Source organism: Novosphingobium sp. ERN07 (assembly GCF_012641335.1).
Classification (GTDB): domain Bacteria; phylum Pseudomonadota; class Alphaproteobacteria; order Sphingomonadales; family Sphingomonadaceae; genus Novosphingobium.
In genome coordinates this window covers 1-17327 of record NZ_JABAID010000037.1, presented here as the reverse complement: position 1 = coordinate 17327, position 17327 = coordinate 1, and the positions used below count along the sequence as shown (strand labels likewise).

Below are 17327 nucleotides of genomic sequence, written 5' to 3'. Positions count from 1 at the left end.
CGAGCAAGATGGCGGCCAATACACTGCGCATTGGCCCAACCACTCTCCATAACGCTCAAAATCAGTGCCCTACGCCTACCCGCGCACAGGTCTCATGAGCAAAATCCGTTTGCGCGGCGACAGCCTCGCGCATGGCCGACAAGCCGAATGCGAAGACCAATGCCACGATGGGTGCGATAGTCATCATTACGAGTCCCAGGCCTTGAGTGATGTCGCCACCAGCACTGGTGGCCACCATAGCAACGAGACTTGGGCCGACCGCATAGCCTACAGCGTTGTATATAAATAGAAATATCGATGAAATCCGCCCCCTCAGCAGCGGCGGCGTGGCGATCTGCAGACCAGCAGCAGCGACCGCGATAAATGCAATCACGAACTGACAGACCACCATCCCTGTCAGGGTGATCCACAGGCTGGGCGCGAAGCCCACGGCTGCTCCGGCAAAGACGAGCAATGGAACGGTCGCGACGTAGTAACGAAAGTGGGCATCAGTCCGGCCATTGCGAAACATCCGGTCGGCGAAATAACCGCTGAACAACATCCCAGCGAGGCCAGTGGTCACCGTGATTGCGGCAAGCGTAGCACCTACCTCTGCAACTGGCATCTGCCAGGTTCGGATGAGAACGGTAGGTGCCCAGGCGACGAAGCTCGCTCCGATGAGATTTAACATACTGAAGCCGAGAATATGGCATCCGTAGAACCTGCGGAACTGCCAAATCTGACGCCTGACGGTCACCCAATTCGGTAATGTCTGACCTTCCTCGATGACGCGAACAGGTTCGGGTAGCAGCAATGCAAGCATTGACAGCGGCAAACCGACCAGACCGACCACAAGAAGAACCAGTTGCCAAGGCCGGACCACGCCGATTACCGGCAGAACCACGTCACCGGTAGCGATCGCGAGGTGGATCGCATAGCCCCCAAGTGCCAGCGAAATTGCGCCCCCTATCACGGCTCCGATCGAGAACACCGCCATTGCAAAGCCCAGCCGGTGGCGTGGAACGAGATCGCCCATAAGCGAGTATGCCGCGGGAGCCAGTGCAGCCTCGCCCGCGCCCACACCAAAGCGGGAAATAAGCAATTGCCAATAGCTACTCGCCAAGCCACCAAATGCGCTGGCCAAGGACCAGATGAAAACACCGGCGAAGATGATCTTGCACCGCGAAAAGCGGTCGACCGCCCAACCGATCGGAATGGCGCAAATCACGAAGAAGAGGACGAAAGCGCCGCCTTGCACTAGGCTGACCTCGAAGTCGCTGATACCGAAGTCCGCCCGGATCGGGTCAACGAGTAGCGTCAGTACCTGGCGGTCGAGATAGGCGAGTGCATACATTAGAGTCAGGATTGGAAGGGTGAGTGCGCGGCGGAAACCCGATCCCTCCCGGGCTGCAACCCCCAGCGCTGGCGATGCGCCGGGGGTGCCGAGGCCTTGTTCAGAAATTGACGCCGACCCCAACCCCGATCTCTCGGGGTTGCGCAAACGCACGGGCAACACCAGCGGCGTTGGGGCTCACGTAAATATCGTACACCTTGTTGGTCAGGTTTCGACCCCACAACGAGAGTGTATAGTGTCCGCTGGGTTCAGTCCAAGCGAGTTTGCCATTCACCAAGGAGTAGCCATCTTCGGAGATGTGCGCGCCGGCAACCCAGAAGAATTTGGACGTGAAGAACAAATTGGCGTTTGCTTTCAGTTCGCCACCGGCGAGATTGGTCGAATAGGCGACCCCGATGTTGCCGCTGAATTTTGGCGCTCGAATCATTCGGCTGTCCCTCAGGTCACGGATGATCTGGTCGTTGCCGGCCCCGCACAATGGCGAAGAAGGGCAGAGACTGGGGTCGAGTGACCCCGGATATCCTTTGGGCACGGAATCAAGGGCGTCTCGGTAGACATCGTAGTCAGCCTTCGGCAGCCAAGATGCGCCAATCTGAACGGTGAGGCCGGGCGCAATACGAGCAGATATATCGCCGTCGACGCCTGTCACGGTAGCGTTGGCCGCATTGGCCAGGATGATGTTGTTGGCACCGTTTATGAAGTTATTACTCTGCACTTGGATGTTCGAATACTTATAATGGTACCCGGCCAGCGTCATGCTAATGTCCGGGGTCATCTGCGACTTCAGACCCAGTTCCCAAGCGCCGATCTTTTCCGGATCGACGCGCTGGACGAAGGCGCGTGAAGTAGCGTTGTATTGGCCGGCTTTGAACCCGGTTGATCGTGTCAGGTAGACGTTGGTGCTATCACTGAACTTGTATTGCGCCGTGATCCGGTAATTGAAATTCGACCATCGGTGCGAATCCTTCAGCGATGGGCCTACGGGAACGATAAGCTCGGTTCGCAGTTCCTTCTTCTCAGTCGTACCGCGCACGCCACCAATAAACGAAAGCTTTTCGCTCGGTTTTAATGTTACCTCGCCGAACCCTGAAAGTGAATCGGTGTTGACAAAGCCAGCTGTCGAACTGACGAGTGTCCCATAAGCGGTAACAAAACCTGTCGCGTCAAGCGTCGGCCCGAGATAGGCGTCCGAGTAGGGTAGGCTACTATTTGCTTTGAAGTAATAGACTCCCCCGATAACGTTCAGCGGTCCATCTGAGGTAGTCGCGACGGTGAGTTCCTGAGTATACCATTTGAAGTAGCTCGCCACAGCGGCGACACTGCCGGCAAGATTGGTCCTGTCGCCATCAAGCACGCCGTCCGACCGCACCCGGTTGTATGCGCTGATGGACGTAACGGTGACAGAGTCACCTTCGTAAATGCCGGTGATAGAGGCGCCGTGTCCCTTGCTGATCAGTATCGGGAAGAGATTGAGGGACGCTTCGTAGGGTTTTGCAGGAAGTAGCGCCACTGGGTTGTTCTTCTGGGTGGAGAGTCGATCCTTCGGCACCAGCACAAACTGGGTATCGCTTTCGTTTCGTCCGATGTTGCCTTCGATAACAACCTTGACGCGTTCGCTAGCCTGGAGGAGCAGCTTCCCTCGGACCTGATAGCTCTGGGTGGTGGCGAACTTGCCCCGGTTCCAGCCCGGAATGATGCTGCGAACGTAGCCGTCATCATCATAGTAGCTTCCGGTCACACCGACGGCGACCTTGTCCCCGATAGGTGCAGTGGCGTAGCCATTGATATCGACGCTGTGCAATTTCGTACCATAGTTCGCATCGAGGCTGAACTGGGGCTCAGTTAGCGATGGATCCTTCGTGATGATCCGGATCGCGCCGCCCGTCGCATTTCGACCGAACAAAGTGCCTTGCGGCCCCTTGAGAACTTCGATCCGCTCGACGTTCTTTAGATTGAAGAAATTGTTCGTTTGCGCCGCCATGTAGACGCCATCGACGTACAGAGCGACGTTGGACTCATCACCCGCGCTGGTTCCAGTGGTGGTAATCGCGCGGATGGCGGGCTGGAAAGCAAGGCCGTTGGTCGTACTCGTCAAACCCGAGGCGATTTCGCCAAGGTTGCGTGTGGATACGGCACCAGAATCCCTGATACGCGCCGCATCAGCCACGGCGACAGAAAGCGGTGCTTGCAAGAGACGTTCGGATTTACGCTGCGCTGTAACGACAATGTCACCGTACCCGGTATCAGATTCGCTTGTGGTGTCCTGAGCAAGCGCCACATCTGTACTGGCACACATGCCGATGAAAAGTGCCAAAGCAGCAGCGCTGCGGTTGAGATGCCCCTTCTCCATAGATCCTCCCATATTTTTTGCTTCGTGCAGTAACTATTCTCCCGGGTTCGTCGATTCCTGTAGCGATGGCAATTGGCCATCGGTTCGGCTCACCTTAGCCAGCTAGGCACAGATCGGCCGGACCACCGCTGAGCATTAAGGTCCGGGTGAGGTGGTGCCAGTTTTCTGGACAGGGCGCTAAGCTACTCCCGATCTGATGGATTGGTACGGGAATGAAGACGACGAGGAAGCGCTACAGCGCCGATTTTAAGGCCAAGGTGGCACTGGAGGCGATCCGGGGCGATCTGACGCTGCCGAAGCTGGCCGCCAAGCATGGCGTGCACCACACGATGATCGCGTCCTGGAAGCGACAGGCCATCGACGGGATGGCAGGCACGTTCTCCGGGACTGGCGATGTGACCAAGGCCGTCAGCGAGAGCGAGGTCGAAAAGCTGCACGCCAAGATCGAGCAACTGGTCGTGGAGCGGGATTTTTTAGCGAAAGCCTTCGGTCGATGAGCGTGGATCGGAGGCGGGCGATGGTCGAAGCGGCTCACCACTGCCTGTCGATCTCGGCGCAATGCCGCCTGCTGCGGATCAGCCGCTCGTCCTATTACTACACGCCGGTGCCGGAAACGGACGAGACGCTGGCGCTGATGACGGTAATCGACGAGCCTTTCATTGAGTGCCCATGGTATGGCAGCCGCCAGATGGCGCGGCACCTGCGGCGTGCGGGACAAGAGGTCGGTCGCCGTCGGGCGCGACGCCTGATGGCGAAGATGGGCCTGACGCCGATCTACCAACGCCACGCACGAGCGATCTGCACCCGCAGCACCGGGTCTATCCCTATCTGCTGCGCAAGCTGGCGATCGAGCGGCCCAACCACGTCTGGTGCGCCGACGTGACATACATCCCCATGCGCCGGGGCTTCCTCTAGCTGGTGGCGATCATGGACTGGGCGACCCGCAAGGTGCTGGCCTGGCGGCTGTCGAACACGATGGATGCCGGGTTCTGTGTTGCGGCGCTGGAGGAGGCGCTGACCCGGTTCGGCAAGCCGGAAATCTTCAACAGGGACAAGGGCAGCCAGTTCACCAGCTACGCCTTCACCAGCGTGCTGCGCGACGCCGAGGTCCGCATCAGCATGGATGGCCGTGGCCGGTGGATGGACAATGTCTTGATCGAACGCCTCTGGCGATCTCTGAAGTACGAGTGCGTCTATTTCCACGCCTTCGAGACCGGCTCGGAGCTGCTGGCTGGCCTTGGCCAGTGGATTACCTGTTGCAAAACCCAGCGTCCGCACTCGGGCTTGGCCGGGAGAACCCCGGTCGAGGCCTATCAGCGGATCGGGCAATCAGATCATGGGAGGCATGAACGACAACCGGTATTAGCTTAACTCAGCCGCCAAACTGTCCAAGAAGGCGGGACCTCCTCAGGGTCCAGTCCGGCGCCCGGTTCTCGCCAAATGCAGTGGGTCATTCGGTGAAATCGAGATTCGACCATTGCAGTCGCAGCGGCCTACAGCTGTACTCCAGGCTCAAGCTGTAGCCTTTGTCGAGCGATGTCCACAGCGTCTCCTTGGAAAGGGCAACCGCGCTTGGAGAATTCGTGGCCATGTCTGCGTGATCTGCATCGCCTTGGGCACGGCTTCGGCGGACAACGGCCTTTCCGCTTGAATCTAGACCAACCACGCTGCTGTTCTTGCCCAGATCCTTTAAAGAACGGACACGCCCATGACCGTCGTGCCTTCCTAAATCCCTCCCGCTGTCTCGAGACGACAACGGGAGGGATTAGGCGCGGGCCATCCATAGAGGGGGACTCATCGACGCGCTTTTGTTGTTTAGTCCCAGCATGTGATGGTGTGGCTTGACGATAAAGATGTCTGGCTTTGATTTCCAGAGTTCCTCGATGGCCTCATATTGGGTTTTGAACCAGAGAGCCTTAAGCTGCTTAGCCAAGTTGTAAGCTATCAACCAGTCGCGAACATGCCGCTGCAGGCAGCGATGCAGCGACGAATGCATCAGATGTGGGATGACATCCTTCAACGCGATATAGACATCGTCCAACGGAAGCCGCGCCTGTTCGCGCAGCGCCACGATGGCGGCTTCTTCCATGAGCGAGAGGACAGTGCTGCGGCGCTCCTTTGGTCCCATCGGCAAGTCTTCGACCGACTGCCGCTTGCGCCAAGTCAAGACGGTCTTCTCGTTGATCCCGTATCGCTTCGCGAGGTGTGCGACCGAAGCTTGCGATCGCTGAAGCTCGCCTCGAAGGACGTGCGTGGTCTTGGCGCTGCCGTGGAGAACCCGACCCAAAACTCCCTCCGCCGTGATGAGGTCAAATTTACAACATCACATGCTGCGACTAGGGTCAGGATCTGTAATTGCAGAGCTAGGCGGTTGATCGTCATCACCGTGATGGCATAGATCAGCTCCAACTTGAGGTCTTCTGTCGAAGGCGCGTTTGCCTCGACGGGGGTCATGGAGCCAATCCTACAATGCTGAGTGTGCGGAAATCGGGCGACGCGGAAGGCGCACCCGCGCCGTTGCCGCAGTGGTTGTCTCGCCGCGGTGGTTGACTCCCTCAATCGCGACAATCGCCTCCCCCTCTCTATCCGAGACAGGGTGCAACGCAACGATGTTGCCGCCAAACCAAGTGATGTCGCCTAGAAAATTCGGTTTGAGCAAGCGGGAATCGAGCGCGGTCAGCCGGCCATTGTCACCACACCAGTCGGTAATCAGATGCGCCGCCCAAGAGATGCGTTGCGGGCCAAAGTCGAACCCTAAATCGTAGCCGAAGGCCCCATATACGTCGGGATCCCAGTGGATGCCTTCGGGGCCCTCTGGCCAGCCCGTCCTCAGGTTGCGCACTGTGGCGTCGGGGTTGGCCTGGACCCAGTTCGCCAGCGCACGATTGGTTGGACAGAGAGGTGCCCCCCACCCCATCGCAAATCCGACTAGACTGGTCACGGTCAGCGGCCCCTTTGCAATGGGCGCGAGCTCATCATCCATCGCGAGGTCGTCCCACCAGCGAGGTTCGCCGCCCCGGCGGAAAGAAGCTTCGTTCGCATAGGACCTGGCGAGCCTAGCAAGATCCTGCTTCCCAGGAGGTTGCGGGACCGGCGAAGCTGCAACGCCATCCGCTAACCGCGGCATTGTGATCGTCGAACGCTCCAACAGTGCAAGCGGTTCGCCGACACTATCGACGAAACTGATGACTTCGGTAACGATCGCGCCCTGCCGTCGCCCTTCTCGGATGCGCTCTTCAACCAAGGCAATTTCGGAGCTGGCAGAAAACCATTCCCCTGGCAGGACAGGTCGATGCCAGTCCCACTTGTCGCGCATCCAGAGTGTGATGGTAGGTCGTCTCGTGCCACTTGGCAGGCCAGTTTGAGGGTAGCTGCCGAAATTGACACCAGCGTAAAGAAATGGGGGCGGTACCGCCGAAATTTCCCACGGATCGCACCACAGCGGGTTATCGTCCCCCACGCCAAGCGCAAAGCGGGCTACCGCGTGCGGCTCGGCGCGAAGCACCGCTGGCCACACCCGACGGCGCGCCCCAACGATTGACTGGAGGTCGGCGAACTCGGCATCCGTCAGCGGGTTCACGCCGCCTCTGCCCCCTCAGCCTCGGCCTGCAGTCGGCGGCGGTCGGGCTTGGCATTGCTGGTCAGCGGAATCTCCGACATTATCCTGACTCGCTTCGGCAACTTGTATCCTCCAAGCACTTTGCGACCGAAAGAGATCAGCGAGTCTGGATCGAAATTACATCCCTCGCGCGGCACCACCGCTGCTTCGACTCGTTCTCCCCAGTAGGAATCGCGGGCGCCATAGACCGTTATCATCTGCACATCCGGATGCCGGCTGAGTGCTGCTTCGACCTCGTTGGGGAATACGTTCTCGCCCCCGCTGATGATCATTTCCTTCTTGCGTCCGGCGACGTGCAACCAGCCGTCTGAATCCGCGTGACCGAGGTCACCCAGCCGGACTCCCGTTGGGGTGAAGGTCGCGGCGGTCTCGTCCTCGCGTCCCCAGTAGCCGAGGACCTGCCACGGACAGGAAACGACAATCTCGCCGATTGCTCCGACTGGCAGTTCGTTGCCGTCGTCGTCTTCGATACGGATGCGGCATCCCGGAAGGGCAAAACCGACGCCCGCGAGCCGCCCAGCTTGGAAGTCTTGGTGGAGGATGCTGGTCACAGGCCCAAATTCCGTTGCGCCGTACCCGTGGCGCACCCTCGCCTGGGGATAGTCGTGAACCAGTCCGTCAAGAAAGTCCCGCGTCGCCGCCATGGCGCCAATTCCGATCGAACGCACACTGCTGCGGTTGATCCTGGCGAAGTCGGAATGCCGGGAAAGACCCTCGAACATTGTCGGCGCGCCCATCAGGAACGTAGCACCACGGTCGATCGCCTCAAGTGATTGCTCGACCGAATAAGCGCGAAGAATCCTGACCGTGGCGCCCGCGAATAACGTCGCCATCCAACCCGTCGCGATCGAGATGTGAAAGAATGGCGAGAAGAACAACTCCACGTCATCCCGCACCCTGCTGCCATTGAGGGTACATGAAGCCATCCAGAGATAAAGCCCGCGGTGACTAGAAACTGCGCCTTTCGGAATGCCGGTCGTCCCACCGGTGGGAATGATCAATGCAAAATCGGATTCCCGCCGCTCGGTCGGCGGGGCCTGTTCTGACCAAAGGGGATACATGCGATCGCGCATCGACCCGGGGGACTCGGCATCGCCAAGGACGGCGATCGGGAATCCGAGATTGGCCACAACCGGCCGGTAGGTCGCGTCGGCGACGATCAGAACGGGTTTGATCGGCGCGAGGAACGGAGCGAATTCGGCCGCAGTAAGCCGGATGTTCAATGGCGCCGGAACGGCCCCGGCTGCCATCACCCCGAGGATCAGGACAAGGTGGGCAGCAGAAGGCGCCATGGCCGTCGATACTCGATCGCCCGGCACCACCCCCTGCTCGGCCAATGCTGCCGCGACTGCGTGTATCGCTTCGACAAGTTGCGGGTATGTGAGTTCCCCGCTGTCGTCTATGACTGCTGTCTTGAACGGTTGTTGTCGCGCCAGCTTCTCGTACTGGGCGATAATGTGGAGCTGTTCCTGAGAGGTGAGCATCGCGTCCGTGCCTTCAGAAGCAGGTCGGCCAGGTGGACAGCACCCTTGGACGGTTGATCGGATCATAATTTGCCATGAGGCGCTCAAGCCATTCGGCGATGACCACCGGGGTTTCGGCAGGGTCGATGATCTCGTCGAGTCCCATTACTGCCGCAGCCTCATAAGCGCTCGTCCCGCGCTTGAGTTCCGCCGCGAGCTCGGCAGCACGCGTCGTTCTGGCCTCGTCCTCAAGCGCGGCGAGTTCGGGACCGTAGACGACGTTTGCCGCGACTTCGGGGTCCATGAAGCTGATCTCGGCGGTGGGCCAGCCACAGAGCAGGGCCGAATTCTCGGAGCCTCCGGACATGGCGAAGTATGCAAGACCATACGCCTTGCGCAGAACGAAGGTCAGGCGCGGCACCTTTACGTTGAATAGCGCCTGATTGAGCAGAACCGCCTTGTGCAGCAACTTGTTCTGTTCGACCTGTGTGCCTACCAGAAAGCCCGGCGTGTCGGCCAAGAACACCAAGGGCACGTTGAAGCTGTCGGCCGTGCAGACGAAGCGCGTGATCTTGTCGCAAGCCTCGGGCGTCATCGCTCCGCCCTGAAACATCGGCTGGCTTGCGACGATGCCCACCGGGCGACCATTGATGCGGGCGAGGACCGTCAGCGCCGAGCGGCCGAAGCGTGGCTTCAGCTCGAGATAATCCCCGTCATCGACAATGGCGCGCAGCACCTTGCGCATGTCGTATCCCCGCCGCCGCTCCGCTGGCACCAGAGTCCGCAGGTCCGGGACCGGCACCGGCATTTGAGCCTCCCGGCGAGGAGGTAATTCGCGTGAATTGGTTGGCAGATAGGAGAGGAAAGACTGGACAGCCTCAATCATTTGATCAGGCGTATCCACAGCAAGGTCGATCTGGCCGGTGCGATCGTTGTGAATATCCACGCCGCCGAGCTCTTCCTCGGTAATCCGCTCGGCAGTGGCCATTTCGATCACCCGCGTCGATGTTACCGCCAAGGTCGCTCCCCGCAACTGTACTACGAAATCGCTCAGCGCGGAATTGAAAGAGGACTCGCCGTAGGACCGCCCGACTATCGCCATCACTGCCGGAATCTGCCTACGCCGATGCAGCCAAGCGCCCAAGCCGCTCCCTCGGGACATCGTTTCCGACCCGAGAATGTCGGGAATCCGGCTCCCGGCGGCCTGCCCGAAGTAGACAATCGGATTGCCGCGCTCCATCGCCTGGCGGAAGATCTTGTCGGATCGGCGCTTGTTCGAATGCGCGTCCGTGCCTGCCTTCACAGTGAGGTCGTCGGCTCCGACGGATACCGGGCGACCATCGACAGCGGCGTGACCTCCGATCTTGCCGTCGCTGTAGGCTCCATTGCGCTGCTCATGCCGGATTGGCTGCACGAACGTACCGATTTCGCGAAAACTCCCAAGATCGACCAGCCGGTCAATCCAGTCGCGGGCGGTGAGGCCGCCGCTCTTGTGGATCGCAGCCACCTTGGCGGCACCACCCATGTCGCGGCGCGCAGTTTCGCGCCGCGCCAAGAGCTCTGCCACGGCGGGCGACATCGGCGGAGTATCGGATCCGTCTACCATGTCAGGCAATCACAGCGACAAGATCGCCCTCTTGGATCGCATCGCCCTCTGCGACTCTCAGTTCACAAATCCCCGAGACCGTTGCTTCGACCGGAATTTCCATTTTCATCGATTCGAGAATGGCGATCACATCGCCGACCGCGACCGCAACGCCATTCGCGACTATCACCTTCCAAACGTTCCCGGTGATTTCCGACCTCACTTCGACTGCCACGCCCACACCCTCACCTGTTTGCCGCCTCACAATCGGCGCGCCAGAGGTCGCTTGCAATCGCTTTTCGAGACGCTTATCCATGCCCCTGAGGCACAGAAGCCGCATGGCAGGGATGGTATGGATCGACTTTCCGAACTCGCGACACTCGTCGAGGTTATCGACCGCGGGGACTATTCGCGCGCCGCCCGCAGCCTGCAGATGACGCCTTCGGCCGTGAGCAAGACCATCAAGCGCCTCGAGATGCGACTTGGCGCTCGGCTATTCAATCGCACTTCGCGTACAATGTGCCCGACCACCGATGGCGAAGCGCTGTATGAAAGCGCCAAATCGATCCTCCAAGCACTCGACGACGCCGAAGAGCGCGTTACCGGCACGAGCGGCGAAGTGCGAGGTGATCTGCGAATTCAGGCACCACCCACCTTTGCTCTTTACCAGCTAGCGCGGGTCCATGGCGACTTCATCAAGCGTTTCCCTGCGGTGCGGATCGAGTATTTACTAGGCAACGAGCCGCTCGACATGTCCGAACACCGGATCGATCTCCAGATCATGATCGGGCAACCCCCGGATTCGGACTTGCTAGCACGAAAGATTGCGACCAGTCGGTGGGTGATTTGCGCATCACCGATCTATTTGGCGGAACGGGGCGTCCCACAGACTGTCGAGGATCTCGAACAGCATGAATGTCTTGGCTATTCGCTTGAAGGTCGGCGTTCTTGGCTGGCGCGGGGCGGGTTGGAGATATCAACGAGCCTTGGTCAGGGCGCATCGATTGCCTCGAACAATGGCTCCATGCTGCAAGCGCTAGCTCGGGTCGGCGCCGGGATCGTCCGGCTGGCGGATTACCACGTGGTAGCAGACCTTGCTGCTGGACGACTGATCGAACTGCTGCCCGGCGTGCTTGAAGAAAAGCAGTCCGTTTACGCGCTCTACTCTCGCAAGATGCGTGACAGCGCAAAGGTCAAGTCATTCGTGTCTTTTCTGCAAGAACAATTTTCAACCCGCGCCTGGGAATTTGATAGTAGTGTGCGATAAAATCGCCATGTAGTTTTATCACCTGCCACGGTGATCGACGCCCAACCCCGGTTTCACCGGGTGCGGATATGGATGGACCGCCGGAGCAAACCGCTTGATATCCTCCAGCGATGCTTCAAAGGCCTTCAACCGGTCAATAACCTGATCCTCCAGGTGGAAATCCATTTGATCCCCCCAGTCCGGCTCAGACGAAGCGTTCTCAAGATGCCATCTAACAGAACGAGCCAGCGCTTCGCGAGCGGGCACACTGTCCTTGTATCCGAGCAGTCGATGGGATTCGCGCGCGTCAACCATCGCTATCGGCGACGTAGTGCCGCCGAGCGGCACCAGATGGGCCGCCGCCCATGTCAGGGTAGTAGGAAGGCCGACAATCTCCGCATCGCTCTGCAGCTCGTCCAAGATCATTTCAACCCACTGCCCAATTGTGTACTGGTCGTCGTCCGCACAGTTGAAAACACGACCTGCAGCGGCTTCGCAATCTACTGCAGTGAGCAATGCATGCGCGCAGTTGAAGGTGGAACATCGCGTAATCGTGAACAACCCCTCGAACGGCACAAGAATTTGCGTCCGCCCCCGACGGATGCGGCGGATCACGGGTGCCTCGGCACCGGACAAGGCGAGTGGACCGTAGACCGCAGGATAACGCAGCAAAGTCGCGCTGTAGCTTCCAACATAATGCTGGGCGAGCACAGCCTGCTCGGCTTCGATCAGCTTGTCTGCAAATCGCGCAGCGCCCGGGTTTCTCATTCTTTCGATCGGCGCTAAAGGGGCACTCTCCGAGGCCATTAGTGGCATACCGGCCGGCGAAACTGATTGCGGTTCGAGGAAACCGGCATAAATCGGTATCCCACCAACCGCCAGCAGCCGGCCGCAGCGCCCGGCGAAAACTTCAGCCAATTCCCTGACACGCCCATACATCAAGACCACAAGATCGAAGGTGCGGTTCGCAAGCGCCAGACGCATTGGCTCTGCAAAGTGCGGATCTGCATGGATGTGCTCATAGCACGCGATCTCCGATGGCTCGTGGACGCCCCGATGGAGAATGGTGACCCGGTAGCCCGCGCGCTCCAGCCCGCGTGCGATCAGAACTCCGGTTCCACCCGCCCCGCCCACGAGCAATGCTGTGGGTGTGCTCATGCGCCGACAGTTGCAGTTTGGCGCTGAATATTCCCGACCAGGCCGGTGTCGTATGCTCCATCGCCAAACGAAGGCTCATTGAGTACCCGTGCAAGAAACGGCAGGTTGTGGCGCGGGCCGGAAATTTCAAAGTCGGCCACAGCAGCACGAGCCCTGGACAGCGCTTGTGGGCGATCTGCCCCCCAGACACAGAGCTTGGCCATCAGTGGATCGAAATGCGTGGTGACGACGTCACCACGCCGGTATCCGGCATCCACCCGAATGCCGTCGCCGACAGGTTCTTTCCAAGTCGTTATTTCGCCACCACCCGGGAGGAACCGAACCGGATCTTCGGCATAAATGCGCAGTTCGATGGCATGACCGGATTGCCCCAGTGATGCCGGGTTGAAACCGGGATCCTCGCCCGCCGCAATGCGCAGCTGCGTTTCGACCAGATCTATGCCGGTGACCATTTCCGTTATGGGATGCTCGACCTGCAATCGGGTATTGACCTCGAGGAAAACAAAATCCTCACCATCGACCAGACATTCGACAGTGCCAAGATTTCGATATCCCAGCGAGCTAAGAGCACTCTCGGCCGCCCGGTGCATCCGTTGCCGCAGTGCATCTGACAGGTTCGCTGCGGGTGCTTCCTCCACAACTTTCTGGAACCGTCGTTGTACTGAGCAGTCCCGGTCACCGAGCACATGGACAATGCCGTCGGCGAAGCCCGCCACCTGCAGTTCAATGTGCCGCGCCTGACCGAGATACCGTTCGACAAGCAACGCGGAACTGCCAAAAAACCTTTCGGCATGAGCACTTACTTTCTCCGCCGCGGCAGCAAGCTGTGAAATGTCGGTGACGACCTGCATGCCAATGCCACCGCCACCAGCGACCGCCTTCAGCATAAGTGGCATGCCAATGATTCGGCCCAGCGCGACCGCTTCGGCAGCGGTGGACACTTCCCCTCCCCTTGCGACGGGAAAGCCAAGTCGGGCCATCTCGCGGCGCGCGGCGGCCTTATCTCCCAGCAAGCGGATGGATGCCGCAGATGGGCCGATCCAGACCATTCCTGCATCGGTCACAGCTTGAGCGAAGTCCGCGTTCTCCGACAGGAAACCATAGCCAGGATGAATGGCATCTGCTCCGCTTGCCTTTGCTGCGGCAATCACTTCATGTAAATGCAGATACGCCCGAGAAGGATGTGAAGCGGCAATCTCAATTGCCATTCCTGCTTCGGCAACGTGAGCTGCCAACTCCTCGATCGATGAATGGATTGCGACTGACTCGATTCCAAGCGCCCGAAGGGTGCGAAAAATACGGCGGGCTATCTCCCCACGGTTTGCTACAAGTACGCGTCTGAACATGGCCAGCCTCCAAGACCCTGTTTGGAAGGCACCCACCCTCTATACAATCCGTTCACATTGAAACACAGCTATGCCAAGCTGGCACAAATGGTTCATACCCGCCCGAAGAAGTGCCCACACAACGCTTCGGCACTTGGCCACTAGACGCAACATTCTACGCCATTCCCGAGATATCGTCGCTTATTCCAACCACACCGGACAACGTCCGCCTCAGTTTCGCTAGCGACGATGCTCTCGTCCGTGGCGGATCGAGACAGAGGGATGGGTCATGACGCTGGTGTACGAGGAAGTGCCTAGTGCCGAGCGAGACGTGACTAGGCAAGACGGTCTGTCGGACTTTCGCGCTGTCGCCGAGACGCTGGTTGCGCGACTCGGTTGGCAGACCGAAGGCCAGCCAGCGCTCAGCATCGCAACCAAATAAGCGACCGCCGTCGCACAAACCGCGCAGGCCGAGCGAGCCCGCCTCATCTCAGCAAATCGTGCCCGCGACTTTGCCAAGCTACGTGCCTCGACGCCGGACTTGGCGCGGGCGTTCACCGCCATGCCTACTTTAGCTGTCTGGTTGCGACACATCATTGGGACATGGTAAGCTATGTTATTGCGGATCACGCATGGCGCTTTGCTGCTCTGGTTGATGAGGTTTCGTGATGGTTCAGATACATCCACATGCCCGAACCACAACTGTTGTGCGGGCGGAAATCGCTCAAATGGCGAGCGGAAATGTTACCTCTCCAATCTGCCCGCAGACACCCCGATGAAGGCTCTCGCTGGCGCGATCAAGGCGCGCTGGATCTGCGAACAGGCCCATCAGCAACTCAAGGAAGAACTCGGCCTTCTGTAATCGATCAAGTGCGGTGACGGGTAAACGGGCCTCATGCTTCTGTGCGCGGTCCTAGTTGGCCGCTGGCTGAGAGAGGCGAAGGGTAGGTCAGGTGCCGCAAGCTCGAAACCGTGATCGATGATCACAAATCGTCCAACGCGGTCATCCACCTCCACACGATCCCGTATTCCACGGCAGGTTGTATCCGATCAGGTCATGCTGGCCTCAGGGCAGAGAACGGCGTGTGATTGATCCACATGCGATGCATGACAACGGCGAGCCTACGAGCGAGAGCGACGCGTGCCTAGCGCATCCCGCGCCGCCGCGCGACATTGAGGGCCCAGTCTCTGAGCCAATTCTGGCTTTTGCAGCGGGTAAGGACCGAGTTGGCGGCTTCATAGAGCAGCCAGCGAACCATGCCGTCGCCACATTTTTTAATCCGTCCTCTCTGCTCGACCTCACCGGACGCATATGTTCGTGGTGTGAGACCGAAGATGGCGCCGAAGGGCTGGGATTTTTCGAACCTCGAGGCAATGTCGACTCCGGTCCGAAATGCGAGCGCTGTCATGGCGCCGACACCTGGCACACTCATCAGGAGGCGGCAGATATCATCTGCGCGTGCGGCGCAGAGCAACTGTGCGTAGAGATCGGCCAGGATGACCAGCCCTTGTTCATATGCCTTGAGCAAAGGCTCGGTCATCCCGAGGAGTTCGGCATCATCGAGCTCTTCGCGCACGCGACGTGCGAACAGCGACGATTTCCCGGCGCCAATACGGTAGCCGAATGCCTTGAGCGTGCCGCGGATGGTATTGAGCAAATCCCTGTTTCGCCGCATCATCGACTGTCGATGTCGCAGAAGAAGCTGCAATCGCTGGCTTGCGTCGGTCTTCACGTGGGTAGCCTTGAACAAAGCGGTCCTCATTGCCTGAGCGATCAGGTGCGCATCCCGCTTGTCGGTCTTGACTGGCGATGCCTTGGCGAACACGCGCATCTGGCGCACCTCAATGCAGATCGCCGGCAGGCCTAGACCGGCAAGACCTGCATGGAGCCAGGCCGCCAGGGCGCAAGGGCGCCGGCTTCGAGGCCCACGCGCTGGAAGGACGGTGCGACCTCATAAAGTGCTTGCGCAATCGCCGCTGGATCGCTGGCAACCACCAGTTCTCGGATGACAATGCCATCTTCATTGAGGATGCATATCGCCGTCTTCTCCAGCGAGACATCCAGTCCTGTATAATGGTTCATAAGCGAGTCTCCTTCATTCTAGATCGACATTCTGGCGTACATCGACGGCGCACAGCAGTGATTAACTCAGCTCGAAGAACCGTCTGATTTCGGTGGGGTGGCGGTAGGGCGGTTTGCTGGCGGCGAAGTGACGGCCATTTGGTCGGCGTTTTCGGTTGAGACCGGGGTCATAGGGGCGCAGTTCGCCCCTCGAGCCAGACAAGGTGCTGGAAGTTGTAGACAAAGTTGGCCATGCCGATCTTGATGGTGGCCCTGGCGATGCCGATAGTGCGTACGACGAGCCCCATGCGATGCTTATGGCCAGCGAAAACATGCTCGACGTGGGCGCGGATTTTAGATCGGCGGGTGTTGGCCGATAGTGTTGAAAAACCCACCGCTGGGATCGAGGGTAGTGTCAGCTTGGCAACGATCTGGAAGGCCTGCCCCGGTTATTCGAGCGCCGGGGCGACGGGCATCGGGATCAGCTTTGCCAGCTTGCGGAGGTTTTGAGCGGTGGCGGCAAGGAGGAACTCGTCCTTTGCCCCGTTCGGCCCTCGTAGGCGCAAGCGGTCGAGCTTGAGAATGCGCTTGAGGTGGGCAAACAGCATCTCAACTTTTTTCCGCTCGCGGCGGGATGTAACATAGGCGTCGGTTTTGGCCAGATCTCTTGCCAGATCCCGTGCACCCTCGTGGATTGACCGGGACACTATGCGGTTGGGCTGTCCGGGGCAGCATTGCGGCTTGAGAGCGCAGGCGTCGCAGTCATGTTTGCTGGCGCGGTAGCGGATAAATCCGTCTTGATCGACATCGCCCCGCAGCGCCGCAAAGTTCCTGCGGCGCGGGAGCAGCTCTTTGCTGCCGGGACATACATAGAGATCATGTTGTTGATCGTAACGGAATTCGTCGCGTTGGAAACTTCCGGTCCGGCGCCTCGCGTGATCGAAAATAGGGATGTGCGGTTCGATGCCGCGCTCATGGACAAGCCAGGCTATATTGGCGGCATCGCCATAGCCAGTATCGGCGGCCAGACGCTGGGGCCAGATGCCAAAACGTTCCTGTGTTCGGTCGATCATCGTTCGCTGCGCCGTCACCTCGGCAGGGCGAATGGCCGTGGTAGCTTCAACATCGACAATCACGGCGTTGGCCAAATCAATGAGATAGTTGGTGCTGTAAGCGAAGAAGGCTT

Annotated in this window: 14 protein-coding genes and 3 pseudogenes; 4 read left to right on the top strand and 13 right to left on the bottom strand. The window is 59.4% G+C overall.

The window, feature by feature from the left end; all coding sequences use genetic code 11:
• Positions 1–61: 61 nt before the first annotated feature.
• Both HGI47_RS21505 and HGI47_RS21500 read right to left on the bottom strand, forming a co-directional pair.
• Complete coding sequence (locus HGI47_RS21505) at positions 62–1333, bottom strand: MFS transporter (RefSeq protein WP_168854805.1); 1272 nt, start codon at positions 1331–1333, stop codon at positions 62–64.
• A 100-nt stretch (positions 1334–1433) separates the two neighbouring features.
• Positions 1434–3683, bottom strand: a complete 2250-nt coding sequence (locus tag HGI47_RS21500; RefSeq protein ID WP_168854804.1) for a TonB-dependent receptor — start codon at positions 3681–3683, stop codon at positions 1434–1436.
• A gap of 212 nt (positions 3684–3895) precedes the next feature.
• Here HGI47_RS21500 and HGI47_RS21495 point away from each other — a divergent pair.
• Positions 3896–5054 (top strand): annotated as a pseudogene (locus tag HGI47_RS21495) (IS3 family transposase).
• Between the two features lie 394 nt (positions 5055–5448).
• Here the strand turns inward: HGI47_RS21495 and HGI47_RS21490 are convergent.
• The 5 genes from HGI47_RS21490 to HGI47_RS23175 form a co-directional block, all read right to left on the bottom strand.
• The gene (locus tag HGI47_RS21490; RefSeq protein ID WP_168854803.1) at positions 5449–5970 is read right to left on the bottom strand and encodes a hypothetical protein; all 522 of its coding nucleotides are present in this window, start codon (positions 5968–5970) and stop codon (positions 5449–5451) included.
• Positions 5971–6147: 177 nt separating this feature from the next.
• Complete coding sequence (locus HGI47_RS21485) at positions 6148–7263, bottom strand: hypothetical protein (RefSeq protein WP_168854802.1); 1116 nt, start codon at positions 7261–7263, stop codon at positions 6148–6150.
• On the bottom strand, positions 7260–8786 hold the full coding sequence (locus HGI47_RS21480; protein WP_168854801.1) for a class I adenylate-forming enzyme family protein: 1527 nt from the start codon (positions 8784–8786) through the stop codon (positions 7260–7262). The genes HGI47_RS21485 and HGI47_RS21480 overlap by 4 nt, the downstream gene beginning before the upstream one ends.
• Before the next feature lie 13 nt (positions 8787–8799).
• On the bottom strand, positions 8800–10344 hold the full coding sequence (locus HGI47_RS21475; RefSeq protein WP_168854800.1) for an acyl-CoA carboxylase subunit beta: 1545 nt from the start codon (positions 10342–10344) through the stop codon (positions 8800–8802).
• 28 nt (positions 10345–10372) lie between these two features.
• Positions 10373–10666: a biotin/lipoyl-binding carrier protein gene (locus HGI47_RS23175; protein ID WP_206066353.1), complete on the bottom strand. Its 294-nt coding sequence runs from the start codon at positions 10664–10666 to the stop codon at positions 10373–10375.
• A 36-nt stretch (positions 10667–10702) separates the two neighbouring features.
• On the opposite strand from HGI47_RS23175, the gene HGI47_RS21465 reads away from it, so the two are divergent.
• Positions 10703–11617 (top strand): LysR family transcriptional regulator, encoded by a 915-nt coding sequence (locus tag HGI47_RS21465; protein ID WP_168854799.1) that lies wholly within the window; start codon positions 10703–10705, stop codon positions 11615–11617.
• 18 nt (positions 11618–11635) lie between these two features.
• Here the strand turns inward: HGI47_RS21465 and HGI47_RS21460 are convergent, their stop codons facing one another.
• Both HGI47_RS21460 and HGI47_RS21455 read right to left on the bottom strand, forming a co-directional pair.
• A complete protein-coding gene (locus HGI47_RS21460; protein WP_168854798.1) occupies positions 11636–12754 on the bottom strand; it encodes an epimerase in 1119 nt (372 codons plus the stop codon).
• Entirely contained in the window at positions 12751–14100 is a 1350-nt protein-coding gene (locus HGI47_RS21455) for an acetyl/propionyl/methylcrotonyl-CoA carboxylase subunit alpha (protein WP_168854797.1), read from the bottom strand. Before HGI47_RS21455 ends, HGI47_RS21460 begins: the two co-directional genes overlap by 4 nt.
• Positions 14101–14368: 268 nt before the next feature.
• Between HGI47_RS21455 and HGI47_RS21450 the strand changes: the two genes are divergently transcribed.
• Positions 14369–14521, top strand: coding sequence for a hypothetical protein (locus HGI47_RS21450; RefSeq protein ID WP_168854796.1), 153 nt, complete (start codon positions 14369–14371; stop codon positions 14519–14521).
• A gap of 270 nt (positions 14522–14791) precedes the next feature.
• Positions 14792–14935 (top strand): annotated as a pseudogene (locus tag HGI47_RS21445) (IS701 family transposase); the annotation flags it as partial.
• A 289-nt stretch (positions 14936–15224) separates the two neighbouring features.
• On the opposite strand, the gene HGI47_RS21440 reads toward HGI47_RS21445, so the two are convergent.
• The 4 genes and pseudogenes from HGI47_RS21440 to HGI47_RS21425 all read right to left on the bottom strand — a co-directional run.
• Positions 15225–15926 carry an IS110 family transposase gene (locus tag HGI47_RS21440; RefSeq protein ID WP_370521820.1) on the bottom strand — a complete coding sequence of 234 codons (702 nt, stop codon included), beginning with the start codon at positions 15924–15926 and terminating at the stop codon, positions 15225–15227.
• A gap of 17 nt (positions 15927–15943) precedes the next feature.
• Positions 15944–16162 (bottom strand): IS110 family transposase, encoded by a 219-nt coding sequence (locus HGI47_RS21435; protein ID WP_168854795.1) that lies wholly within the window; start codon positions 16160–16162, stop codon positions 15944–15946.
• A 167-nt stretch (positions 16163–16329) separates the two neighbouring features.
• A pseudogene (locus HGI47_RS21430) lies at positions 16330–16515 on the bottom strand (IS5/IS1182 family transposase); the annotation flags it as partial.
• A 75-nt stretch (positions 16516–16590) separates the two neighbouring features.
• Positions 16591–17327: transposase (locus HGI47_RS21425; RefSeq protein WP_168854794.1), on the bottom strand; the 737-nt coding region annotated here is incomplete at its 5' end.